Source organism: Kandleria sp., from assembly GCF_017934775.1.
Classification (GTDB): domain Bacteria; phylum Bacillota_I; class Bacilli_A; order Erysipelotrichales; family Coprobacillaceae; genus Kandleria; species Kandleria vitulina.
The window spans coordinates 33,265-45,538 of record NZ_JAGBIX010000008.1; the positions used below are offsets into that span (position 1 = coordinate 33,265).

Sequence of the window (12,274 nt, forward strand, 5' to 3'; positions counted from 1 at the left end):
ATCTGACAAGGAGTATTTTATCATTTTCATTTGCTGCCCGCCTTCTGCTTCCTTCTCCTGTTTCTTTCGATTGTCTGTCTTCGCAAGAGTTTTCTCATTCGCGCCTCGTTTGATTCTATCTTTTCGTATCTCTTCATGAGATTTCCGCGCGCCTTCTTGATGTCCTCGCATCGTCCCTCGAAGTCGAGGGATTCAGGAAACCTGTACAGCACGTAGGCGGTCGGTCTGTACGTGTCTATCATCTCGGATATGCTTCCTTCTGCAATGAAGTCGACTCTTCCAACGCCAAAGAACGACTTCCTGTAGCGTTCCGTCTTCCTCTGGTACTCGATGAGGACATAGTCGCCTTCTCTGACGCTGGCGAATGGGCAGATATAGTAATAGAGAGGCTGCGTGTCCTTTATCTTGGGGCGAATGCCCTTCTTGTGTCTTATCCCGACGATGCGCATCGTCGGCTTGGACTTCTTCTTTTCCATTAGCTTACCCCCTTTCTTTTCATTATATCATGTTTTTTTGCTTCTGGCGAAGTGAACGGACTGCTAATGAGGGTAATGTAAAGATAACTAATCGAATGATTAGATCTGACCAATATTGGCCAAATTCTGACCACCCGAATTGGAGAAAATTAAACCACCCAATTTGGGGAAATTTTCATTGACATCATTAGCAGCATTTCCTCATGTTCCACAGCTGTTCCAGTCTATCATCAATTCCTGTAGCATGTCTCCTGTCCATCCGTCAAGGTAGTACGAGTCTCCACCTGGACTCGTCCCTGATCCATGCCCCTGAAGGAAATGTAAGCTATACAGCTTACAGGTGCAGAAATCTTGAAAAAGGAGGAAAAAATATGGACAAGATGAAAAGCATACTGAGAGCTCTGTCAATAAAGTATGACGGAGACTTCTACAGAACACTCGAGGCACTCGAGAGAAAGGAAAGACTCGATGATGACGAGATAATAATTGCACTGAGTCTTCTCGGCGATGCGGACTACTCTTCAACGACAGTCATCGATGAAGACTATCCCCAGAGACTGAGGATGATAAACATTCCACCTATTGTCATCTATCATTCAGGAAGAATCGCAGAACATGACAGTGCTTGCATTGCGGTCGTCGGAGGGCTTGACCCTTCTCCTGAAGTCATGAAAGCGACAGAAATTCTTGTTTCACAGTTCATCGAGATGGGACATGTCATTGTGACTACATCAGATAAGGGCATCGCAGAGGTTGTCAGAAACACATGCATAGCCGAGAACGGACGTTGCATGGTCATTCTGGATGGAGGCATGGACATGTTCGACATGGACAGCAGACTCACGAAAATCAGTGAACATCCCGGAAAGGTTGAAACAAGCGACGAGAGAGAAGTATTCAGAAACAGACTCGTCATCGGACTTTCCGACAGGGTCTTCATAATCAATGAGGACAGTGCAGAGAGGACGGATATGATGACCTCTCTTGCCGAGGAACAGGAAAAGAACGTCTTTGTTGTCGAAAGCAGAGTTGTCACTATGACGCATGACGGAACTCACATGAAAGCTTCATGAATAGGCATAGCGAGGAGCAGGCATATCCTGCTCTCTCTTTTTCTGGCTCCTCTTCCTGCTGATGAAACGCTCAAGGCAATGATCTTTTCCAATGGCATGTCTCCTGTCCATCCGTCAAGGTAGTACAAGTCTCCACCTGGACTCGTCCCTGATCCATGCCCCTGAAGGAAATGTAAGCTATACAGCTTACAGTACAGAAAGCCTATGAAAAGGAGGAAATAATATGGGCAGAAAATACTATGACGATTTTGTGAAGGAACCTGTCGACAAAATGGCAAACTCAATCTCAAACATGACCTACTGCTATGAAAGAACAAGGGTTCCGAAGGAGCACTACAAGAAAATTCTGCAGAAGGAGATTGTAGAAATCATGAGCGAGGACACCAACATTGAGATGAATCTGCTGAGACCTTATCTTGACATGATTTCAGGCATGAAGAAGGAAAATGAGAAGTTCTTCTTCAAGGCTCTTCTCATTTCTGAGATGAAACTGAACATGAACAGGCTCAGCGCTGCTGACATTAACGGTCTTGACTTCGCATGGATGAGCCACACGCTGAACGGAAAGAAAAGTCTCCTCAGCGAAGACATCATCAGCAACTTCAAAAAAGGAGACATACAGAAAAGCGATGAAGATTAATGGGGTACAGGCTCAATGCCTGTACCCTTTTTTTCACGGAACGTGCATGCACCTGAACTCTCAGACGCATGCACTTCTCTTCCTGTTGATGAAACGCTCAAGGCCACGATCCTTTTCTCATGGCATGTCTCCTGTCCACCCGTCAAGGTAGTACGAGTCTCCACCTGGACTCGTCCCTGATCCATGCTCCTGAAGGAAATGTAAGCTATCTAGCTTACAGGTACAGAAAAATCTAGAAAAAGGAGGAAATGAAAAATGCTAGATTTAAAAAACTTTCAGAAAACAATGGAAAGGAGACTGACGGAGAGACTCCCAGCCAATGCGAGAGCGATAGCCACACATGTCAAGAAGAACAACGGAACCGTTCTTCACGGAATTACCGTCAGTCAAGAGGAAAGAGCGATTGCACCGAATATCTATCTTGAAGGCTTCTACGCAGACTACAGGAACGGAAGAGAACTGGACGACATCCTTGATGAGATTGAAAGGGAACTGAAAAGACTTTCGACTGTTCCGTCGGGGTTTGAGGAGATTGTAGAAAGATTCACGGACATTTCATTTGTAAGGGAACGAGTCATAATGGTGGCAGTAAACACCGAAAGAAATGAAAGTCTTCTTGCAGAGGTTCCACACAGGAATGTTGAAGACCTGTCTCTTATCTACAAGGTGGTCATTTCAATGGACGAGAACGGAACGGCAAGCATCACTGTCAGAAACGAGCACCTCGGCTTCTGGAAATTGACTCCGGATTCGCTCCATGAACTGGCAAGAGAGAATACCCCAAAAATCCTTCCGGCTCGTGTGAAGAGCATGAAGAACATGCTGCAGGGATTCATTGAAGACTTCGATAATGATTCTGCTGAATCCATGTACGTTATAACCAATACAAGCCAGAACTATGGTGCTGCAGTCATGTTCTATGATGATGTTCTTTCAGAAGTTGCTGAAACTCTTGGTGGCGACCTCGCAGTCATACCCTCTTCCATTCATGAGGTGCTTGCAGTAAGAATTGACAGGGTTCCACTGGAGATGCTTGAAGAAATCGTCCATGAAGTCAACACAACAGTTGTTGATGATGATGAAATACTGTCGGACAGCATCTACCGTTTTGATTCGGATACGAAGACACTTACCATGGAAAGCAGCAAAAAAAATAACTGATATATGGCTCAGAGGCAGGATATTTTCCTGCCTCTTTCTCTCCATGAAATCGGGCATGCACCTGAATCTTTCAGACGCATGCCATTTCTCCCATGCTGATATATGGCTCGGGATAATAATTTTTCCCGCCTGGCATGTGCTCCTCTTCCCGTCAAGGTAGTACAAGTCTCCACCTTGACGCATCGTGAAGCACATGCCCCTGAAGGAGATGCAGACACAAGTACTGCAGAAGAGGAGGACAGCATGAGAATAGTGACAGTTGACAAAGCAGTGGAAATTTGGGAAGAACTTTGGAAGGACATACGGAATGGACAGGTTACACAAGGCAGCATAGAGCATTATGCAAGCATCTGTGGATGGAGCAAAGCCAAATGCAGATTTATAAAAAGATGCCTTCTTCGCGATGACCTTTCAGCTTTCCTTATAGAAATTCTGCCGGATGAGTGCTTTGATAGGAACGAGTGCATTAAAGGCATTTAAATCCTGACTGACATATTCTGTATTAATATACAGTCTAAAAAGAAAAAAACCTCCCTTCTATCTAAGGGGAGGTTTTTATAGTCATCACTTAGATGTGAATAGTCTTAAAAATATCTGCATAAAAGTAAACCAATACATAGCATGAGAATGTTAACCCATTCTGTCCTATATTTGATCAAGGAAATTTAATCCACTCCATCGAGCAAAGAAGCCTACATTTTAGTAGTCCATTATAATCTCAACATTCTTAAGTTTCTGTTCATCTATATTGTTTTTCTTTTTAAGGCAATCCGCTATATAGCCAATCGACTCACTTTCTTTCACAAATCCCATCAGCTTTGTAGATATGCATCCTTTGCCCTCATCAACCACAAAACTATGTGTAGCTCTTAGATAGCCATAGGGCGCAGAGAGTTCCAATTCATCATTGATGATCAGGCCCCCACCTTCAAAAGCTTGCCGAAACATTTCCTCATAGCTATCGCAGACAACATCTTCATAGTGACGTGTATAGCGTTTGAAGCTATCGATGGAAACTGAACGTAGATGGATAAGCCTATTAGGGATTGTCTGCATACCTATATAGTCATAGATAGAGCAGACAGCCGAATCCTTCTTTATAAGTTCATTAGATAGGAATACCTCAGTATAGCGATTGATGAATTCAATGCATTCTGCAAAGTAGTACTTGAAACCTGCAGTCTTCATGTTACGCAGCAGCCGCTTCGCTACATTATAGACGATGAAGTCCTTATACTCTGTTTGCGCTTGCATGAGTTTCTCATAGGCTATAAAGATATCAAAGAGCCGCGGGTTCTTATAACTAGATGTTGTCGTATGACTATGCTTGAAATAATTGTAGAGACTTTCCTGCACATAGGAAATCTTCTGACAGTGACATATGATGATAGGAATTAAGGCAAGATCTTCATAGACCATCTTCTCATAATGATATTCTTGCCATAATTCACGTCTATAGATCTTATTCCAGGAATAGGCATTATTCTCCCCATAAGCAAGATATGTGCCAATGTCTATGCTAGATGCTGGCTCAGGTAGACTGATGACATCTTCTTCACGCTGCTCATCATCAAAGATCTTATGCACATCACAAACCACCATATCGCTATCATGAATGACAGCTTCTTCATAGAGGTGCTCGAACATATCTATTTCAACCCAGTCATCAGCATCCACAAAGCCAATATAGTCACCCGTAGCTTCTTCAATCCCACGATTTCTGGCCATGCCTTGCCCATTATTGGTTGTATGCAGAACTTTCAGGAAGTCATATTCCTCAGCATACTTGTCACATATCTCAGCTGTTTTATCAATACTGCCATCATTCACAACAATGATTTCTAAACCATCTCTCATTGTCTGATGGACAAGAGAATCGAGACATCGATGAATATTTTTCTCTTCATTATAGGCAGCCACAATTACAGATAGTTTCATAAGGCGCTCTCCTCTTCCAAACGAATTATATTAAAAATATTATTCTTCATGTCAACATCCATTATAAAAGGCCCTTCATTCTCTTCAAAGGTTAGGTATTTGATCACCACTAAACATTGCAGGCAACTTATCAATCCTACTCCAGCACCAAATGATGCTTTTTGTCTACAATCTGAAAGAGTCAATAACGAAAGTTATTGGCTCTTATTTTCTTTTATGTTTAGCAAGTTTTTCTAATGCATCCTTAGCTGCATGCTGTTCTGCTCGCTTTTTGCTTGTCCCTTTTCCTCTACCAAGAATAGTTTCTTCAGTCATTGCTTCAATTTCAAAGATTGGTGCATTGGCTGGTCCTGTTGCACTGACAAGACGATATTCTACAGACTTTCTTTCATCAGCCTGAATAAGTTCCTGAAGTCTTGTCTTGTAGTCTCTGATATCATCATAATCATCAAGATCTTTAACATGCTTAAAGACAGTTCTCTCTAATATCTTGATAACTTCATCTTTACCACAATCAAGATAGACAGCACCCACAAATGATTCAAAGATATCACATAGAACACTTGAACGTTTTCTTCCGCCAGTACGTTCTTCTCCTACACCAAGAAGAAGAAGGTCATCTAGTCCAAGTTCAACCGCAAAACGAGATAATGATTCTTCTCTTACAAGCTTACTACGCAATGTTGTTAGTGATCCTTCTGGATAAGAAGGAAACTTGTTAAAGATATAATCAGAAACATAAAGCTGTAAGACAGCATCACCCATGAACTCTAAACGTTCATAATCACGAATGTTTCTTGATGCTTCATTAGCATAGGATGAATGTGTGAAAGCTTCCTTATAAAGAGATAAACGCTTAAAAGGAATACCTTCTTTTTGCAAGAAATCTAATATTTTCACTTACTCCAATCCCTCTTTCATCTTTTCTACAACATCATTTTCTACCATTGTATAGGCAAGTTCCATCGCACTTCTAAATGCTTTAGCATCAGATCCACCATGCGCTTTTACGATAGCTTTAGTGAATCCCATCATTAAGGCTCCCCCTACTGATTTATAATCAAATTCTGATAGACTTGATTTTAATGAACCTTTTGCAAGAAGTGCCCCAATCTTGCTTAATGTAGAAGAAAGCAAGCCATTCTTGACAATCTTCATGACTGTAAGAGCTGTACCTTCCATTGATTTTAATGCGATATTGCCACTAAATCCATCTGTTACGACAACATCTACATCACCATCTAATAATTCTCTACCTTCAATATTGCCAACGAAGTTAAGTGATGAATCTTTAAGAAGCTTATAGGCTTCCTGATGCATTTCATCGCCCTTATGGTCTTCTGCACCAATGTTCAATAAGGCCACCTTTGGCTTATTAACACCTCTTACAAGTTCACTATATAAAGAACCCATAAGACCAAACTGCTTCAACTGTTCTGCAGTGTTTTCTGAGTTAGCACCTACATCTAGAAGACAAGTTCCTCTTTTATTTAAAGTAGGCAATGTGGCCATAAGACATGATTTTTCAACACCCGCAATTCTTTTTACAAAGAGCATCGCACCTGTATAGAAGGCACCTGTTGATCCACATGAGACAACCCCATCTACTTCATTATTACGTGCCATCATCAATGCCTTTACCATTGATGACTCTTTCTGTCTTCTTACACCAAGAGGACTATCTGTCATCTTAACAACATCTCTGGCATCTACAATTGTAATATTATCAAAAACACGCAATGCTTCTAATTCTTCTTTTTTTCCTGTCACAAAGAGTTCTACATCCTTGTGATCTTTTGCAAAACCTTCACAAGCTTCAATGACAGGTGCACACCCTAAGTCACCTGACATAGCATCAATAGCTAATTTCATTTGCATTCACCTCATTGGCGATTATACCACAGTTAATCGATATATTCATTACCTGTTTTTATATTTTGTTTTATGACTGAAAGATATTCACTATATTCATTATACTTATAATAGCTTTCAATCATCTCGATTGCATCGTTTCTTGCCATTCTCAATAGATCAAAGTCCTTGATTGCATCACCTAAAACAAACTGGTTAACTCCACTTTGTCTTTGCCCCAATACTTCCCCTGGACCTCTGATTTCTAGATCATACTGTGAAATCTCATAGCCATCCGTATGATTTTCCATAAACTGAAGACGATCAATCGCTTCCTTATTTGTCGCATTTGACAACAGGTAACAATAAGACTGTTCGCCTCCCCTGCCAACACGACCTCTTAACTGATGAATTGATGACAAGCCAAAACGCTCAGCATCATAGATGATCATCATATTTGCATTCTTTACATCAATACCTACCTCTACCACGGTAGTAGAAACAAGAATTTGGATCTTTCGATCATGAAAATCATTCATGACCTGTCTTTTTTCTTCTTCTTTCATGTTTCCATGCAATAATCCTACCTGATAATGACCTTTAAAATAACGACTCATTGCGTCATAGACCTGAGTTGCACTTTTTAATGGATAATCTTCATTATCTTCAATCATGGATGTAATGACGTAGACCTGTCCTCCTTCATTAAGATAAGAAATCAAATGAGAAAGAAAAGGCTTCATGCTGTTGCCTTTAAAATACTTCGTCTTCACCGGCAGTCTTCCTGCTGGCATAGAATGAATTTCTGATACATCCATATCTCCAAAGATAGCTAAAGCCAATGTACGCGGAATTGGTGTTGCTGACATTAACAGAAAATCCACATTCTTTCCTTTATTCTTTAAAGCCTGTCTTTGTCTTACACCAAAACGATGCTGTTCATCAGTGATGACTAATCCTAAGTTCTTATAATTGACCTTTTCTTGAAAAAGCGCATGTGTCCCAACAACTATATCTATTTCCCCTTGTTCGAGCTTTTCATAGATATCTTCTTTTTCCTTTATAGAAAGTGATCCAACAAGAAGCGCCAATGAAAGATCTGTATTTTTAAAGAAAGACTTCAATGTCTCATAATGCTGAGTGGCAAGCACTTCCGTCGGTGCCATCAATGCCCCTTGGTAATGTGACAAGTAGTTTGCATATAAAGCAAGTGAACATACAACCGTCTTTCCACTTCCTACATCTCCCTGTAAAAAGCGATACATCATGGCTGGCTTTTCAATGTCCGCAAAGATTTCTAGACAAGCTTTCTGCTGGTCGATAGTGAGCTTATATGGCAATGTCTTAATAAACGCATTCATCTCCTGATGTGAGAATATCTTGGCAATGCCTGCTTCTTGTTCTCTTTCTAATTTAATATACTGCATCGTCAATTGAAACTTGAGGAACTCTTCATATTTAAGATGCTTCATCCCCTCTATCATTTCTTCCTTGTTCTTAGGGAAATGGACTTTCATAAGAGATGCATATTTATCTTTAAAGCCATATTTTCTTTTATAGTCAAGTGGCACGAAATCTTCTAGTTTATCACCGATAAGCGATAAAGCCTTCTTTACATATCCAGAAAACATCTTATCCGTCATTCCTTCTTTTAAAGAATAGACAGGATGCATTCCTTTTTGTTCATCCAGCCCCTTTAATAAAAGCTGACTTGCGGTAATGCGATGACCTTCTTTTTTCCCAATGATAGTGACAATCTTTCCTAAAGAAAGATGCTGTCGTAAAAAGTGTCTATTGAAGATCGTCACAGTATATTCTTCATTCTTGATAAGAACCTTAACACTTAATCTAGATAATCTTCCTTTGAAGAACACTTTCGCATTTTCTAGCACTGTTGCTTCTACGATAACTTTATCATCCTCAAAGCATTCTTCTATTTCATCATATCTATAAGGAAGGTGCATCACGACATCCTGCAAGGTAGAAATACCCATTTCTAAAAGAAGAGATTTTCTCTTTTCACTTGTTGTAAGTTTCTTCAATTCATCCATATGCACACCTCCTTTTTCAACTATTATATATTATTTTGACAAGATTGAAAAATATACCTACACTATTGATAGGTGATTATATGAAAACAATTCTTTTTATCAGCATTCAGCTGCTTTTATCTACAGTACAATATTTTTCAATCTATCGTTTCTTCCCTTCTCTTGCAAAGCATGTTTCTTTGCATGAACTAGGTGAAATTGATTATCCTGAAAGCAGTGTTTTCAATAAGACATTGGGCTATGTTTTTATGATATTCACTTTTGTTTGTACTTGTCTTATTTTCATCTTATCAGGACTCAATGAGCATTCTTTCTTTACCATTGTATTTCGTATGCTTTCTATTTTTATTTGTGCTGAACTCTACGATGATTTTATTCTTGATGATCTTCTTATCAATAAAATATATCGATGGGTCTATAGAAGATATATGCATAAAGAGGCAACAGGAAGATGTCATCATCAAAGAAATGGACAGGAACTTATCCGTGTTCTTCTTGGAATCCCCGCCATTACCTTTCTCGCTTTGCTTATATCACTTATTTAGTTTGATTTATTGACATATTTTCATGAATTCATATAATTATAGTGTTTATAAGAAAGAGGGGATGAATTTGGTTTATTTAGATTATTGTGCAAACGCTCCAGTAGAACAACAGGTTCTAGATCGTTTCTATGAAGTTACTAAAAACATCTATGCAAATCCTAATTCTATTCATAAGCTGGGACGTGAAGCAGAGGATCTTTTAAATAAGAGCGCTGATCACATTGCGAGCTATTTCAATGTGACAAGGGATGAATTGATTTTTACTTCAGGCGCAACTGAATCCAACAACCTTGCGATTAAAGGAATTTGCGAGAGATACAGAAATAAAGGAAAACATATTATCATTGGTTCTATGGAACATAACTCACTTGTTTCTAGTGCTATGCGCATGCAGGAAATGGGATTTGAAGTAGAACTAGCTCCCGTCGATCAAGATGGACGTATTGATCGTGATGAACTAGAATGGATGATCAGAGATGATACCATCCTCGTAGCCATTGCGGCAGTAGATAGTGAACTTGGCATTAGACAGGATATTGAAGGATTAGCTTCATTCTTGAAGAATTATCCTCAGCTTTATTTTCATGTAGATGCTTCTCAGGCTATTGGGAAAGTTGATATCAACTATAATGATGTCGATCTCATCACCTTTACTCCTCATAAATTTGGTGGCATCAATGGTACTGGTGTTCTTGTCAAAAAGAAGAACATCGGCTTAAAGATCCAGATGGATGGCGGAAAGAGCACTTCCATCTATCGTAGTGGGACACCGATGCTTGCCAATGTTGTTGCATGTGATGTTGCATTAGATTTGGCAATGACTCATCAAAAAGAAAGAGAAGTCTATGTCAAGAAGCTACAGACCAAGATTTTAGAGTTCCTATCTTCTTATGAAATGATTCATATTAACAATACGCGCTATTCAGATGCGTATGTCGTCAATTTTTCTGTCAAATCAGTACGTGCTGAAGCTTTTAGTGAGATGCTTGAGCAACATGAAATCTATCTTTCTACAAAGACTTCATGTTGTCCTACAAATGCACCAAGCAAGATTGTCTTTGCTTTAACTAAAGATAAGAAGCTTGCTAGTACATCATTAAGATTAAGTCTTTCTTATATGACGACAGAAGAAGAACTTGATGCTTTCTTTAAAGCATTTACAATTTGTTATAAGGATATATTTGAAAATGGATAAGATTAAAGAAATAGAAAGAAGTATTATCAAAACATATCGTAAAGCCATCTGGAGACCTTTCTGTAAAGCTGTCACTGAATATGAACTGATTCAGGAAGGCGATAAGATTATGGTCTGCATCAGCGGTGGAAAAGATTCAATGCTTTTAGCGAAATGTATTCAGGAAATTCAAAGACATGGAAAGGTTCACTTTGAAGCCCATTTCGTCTGCATGGATCCTGGATATAATGAATACAACAGAGGAATCATCGAAGATAATGCCAAGCTTATGGGCATTCCACTAGAAGTCTTTGAAACAGATATCTTTGATTCTGTTTCCGGTGGTGCATTTAAACAGCCTTGTTACTTCTGTGCCAAGATGAGACGTGGCTATCTTTATAAGCATGCGCAATCTATTGGCTGCAATAAGATTGCCCTTGGTCATCATTTTGATGATGTTATTGAAACGACATTATTGTCAATGTTCTATGGTTCAGAAATCAAGACTATGATGCCTAAGCTTCATAGTGATCACTATGATGGATTAGAAGTTATTCGTCCTTTATTTAAGGTCAGAGAAGAAGCAATCATCAATTGGAGAAATGCCAATGACTTGACATTCATCAACTGTGCCTGCCGCTTTACTGAAGGCTGCTCACTTATTGATGATGGTACAAGCAAACGTAAAGAAATGAAGACACTTATCAAGCGCATGGAAAAGAAGAATCCAAAAGTAGCGCAGAATATCTTCATTGCGATGCATAATGTCAATCTTGACTGTGTGATGAACTGGAAAAAAGATGGTGAAACACACAGTTTCCTTGATGAATACTACGAAGAAGAAAAATATAAAGCTGTGGAAGAAATCGAAAGATTCTAATCCACAGCTTTTCTTTATGCTTTACGTGTATTTTTCCATATCAGCAATACCACTGGCAAGATGATCTGACTGATCGCTACAGCAACAATAGCAGCAATATTTAAGACAGATGTTCCATCTGTTGAAACAATACTAAATTGTGAAACCCAGTCAAACTTGATGACTAAGAATAATGAGAAGATGAAGGCAGCTACAGGAATAATGACATCAGTTGCAAAGTTCTTTGGAGCAGAGAGTACTTCTTCTTTATTAAGATTAAAGTAGAAAACAATGACACTTAATGGGACAACCAAGAACTGGATGAAACGAGAAAGTGAACTTAATATCATGATATTAGCCATATCTTGACACTCCACACGACTAAACTCGTGGGATTCTTGCTTCAACCACTACTGCGTTCCTAACAAGTCACCTTGTCGGCTCGTCTTACACAATGTCCACAAGCGTAAATTTCCGTATGTCCTACGGTATTTTTATATGTTAGG

At 39.4% G+C, this 12,274-nt stretch carries 13 protein-coding genes; 7 read left to right on the forward strand and 6 right to left on the reverse strand.

Annotated elements, in window-relative coordinates; translation table 11 throughout:
• Positions 1–26: 26 nt before the first annotated feature.
• Entirely contained in the window at positions 27–476 is a 450-nt protein-coding gene (locus J6L95_RS01785) for a hypothetical protein (protein WP_287457922.1), read from the reverse strand.
• A gap of 371 nt (positions 477–847) precedes the next feature.
• On the opposite strand from J6L95_RS01785, the gene J6L95_RS01790 reads away from it, so the two are divergent.
• The 4 genes from J6L95_RS01790 to J6L95_RS01805 all read left to right on the forward strand — a co-directional run bounded on the left by J6L95_RS01790 (position 848) and on the right by J6L95_RS01805 (position 3,830).
• Positions 848–1,549 (forward strand): DNA-processing protein DprA, encoded by a 702-nt coding sequence (locus J6L95_RS01790; protein ID WP_287457923.1) that lies wholly within the window; start codon positions 848–850, stop codon positions 1,547–1,549.
• 223 nt (positions 1,550–1,772) lie between these two features.
• Positions 1,773–2,189: a hypothetical protein gene (locus J6L95_RS01795; protein WP_287457924.1), complete on the forward strand. Its 417-nt coding sequence runs from the start codon at positions 1,773–1,775 to the stop codon at positions 2,187–2,189.
• 255 nt (positions 2,190–2,444) lie between these two features.
• Entirely contained in the window at positions 2,445–3,350 is a 906-nt protein-coding gene (locus tag J6L95_RS01800; protein WP_287457925.1) for a DUF5688 family protein, read from the forward strand.
• A gap of 243 nt (positions 3,351–3,593) precedes the next feature.
• Positions 3,594–3,830 (forward strand): hypothetical protein, encoded by a 237-nt coding sequence (locus tag J6L95_RS01805; protein ID WP_287457926.1) that lies wholly within the window; start codon positions 3,594–3,596, stop codon positions 3,828–3,830.
• A gap of 219 nt (positions 3,831–4,049) precedes the next feature.
• On the opposite strand, the gene J6L95_RS01810 is transcribed toward J6L95_RS01805, so the two are convergent.
• The 4 genes from J6L95_RS01810 to recG form a co-directional block, all read right to left on the reverse strand.
• The gene (locus J6L95_RS01810; RefSeq protein ID WP_287457928.1) at positions 4,050–5,288 is read right to left on the reverse strand and encodes a glycosyltransferase family 2 protein; all 1,239 of its coding nucleotides are present in this window, start codon (positions 5,286–5,288) and stop codon (positions 4,050–4,052) included.
• A gap of 204 nt (positions 5,289–5,492) precedes the next feature.
• Positions 5,493–6,188: a ribonuclease III gene (rnc, locus tag J6L95_RS01815; RefSeq protein WP_074686193.1), complete on the reverse strand. Its 696-nt coding sequence runs from the start codon at positions 6,186–6,188 to the stop codon at positions 5,493–5,495.
• Positions 6,189–7,160 carry a phosphate acyltransferase PlsX gene (plsX, locus tag J6L95_RS01820; RefSeq protein ID WP_029070634.1) on the reverse strand — a complete coding sequence of 324 codons (972 nt, stop codon included), beginning with the start codon at positions 7,158–7,160 and terminating at the stop codon, positions 6,189–6,191.
• Between the two features lie 32 nt (positions 7,161–7,192).
• A complete protein-coding gene (gene recG, locus J6L95_RS01825; RefSeq protein ID WP_287457929.1) occupies positions 7,193–9,190 on the reverse strand; it encodes an ATP-dependent DNA helicase RecG in 1,998 nt (665 codons plus the stop codon).
• An 80-nt stretch (positions 9,191–9,270) separates the two neighbouring features.
• Here recG and J6L95_RS01830 point away from each other — a divergent pair, with 80 nt between their 5' ends.
• The 3 genes from J6L95_RS01830 (at position 9,271) to J6L95_RS01840 (ending at position 11,789) form a co-directional block, all read left to right on the forward strand.
• A complete protein-coding gene (locus tag J6L95_RS01830; protein ID WP_287457930.1) occupies positions 9,271–9,735 on the forward strand; it encodes a hypothetical protein in 465 nt (154 codons plus the stop codon).
• Between the two features lie 67 nt (positions 9,736–9,802).
• Positions 9,803–10,930, forward strand: coding sequence for a cysteine desulfurase family protein (locus J6L95_RS01835; protein WP_287457931.1), 1,128 nt, complete (start codon positions 9,803–9,805; stop codon positions 10,928–10,930).
• Positions 10,923–11,789 (forward strand): tRNA 2-thiocytidine biosynthesis TtcA family protein, encoded by an 867-nt coding sequence (locus J6L95_RS01840; protein WP_029072188.1) that lies wholly within the window; start codon positions 10,923–10,925, stop codon positions 11,787–11,789. Before J6L95_RS01835 ends, J6L95_RS01840 begins: the two co-directional genes overlap by 8 nt.
• Before the next feature lie 14 nt (positions 11,790–11,803).
• On the opposite strand, the gene J6L95_RS01845 is transcribed toward J6L95_RS01840, so the two are convergent.
• On the reverse strand, positions 11,804–12,130 hold the full coding sequence (locus J6L95_RS01845) for a hypothetical protein (protein ID WP_287457932.1): 327 nt from the start codon (positions 12,128–12,130) through the stop codon (positions 11,804–11,806).
• Between the last annotated feature and the right edge of the window lie 144 nt (positions 12,131–12,274).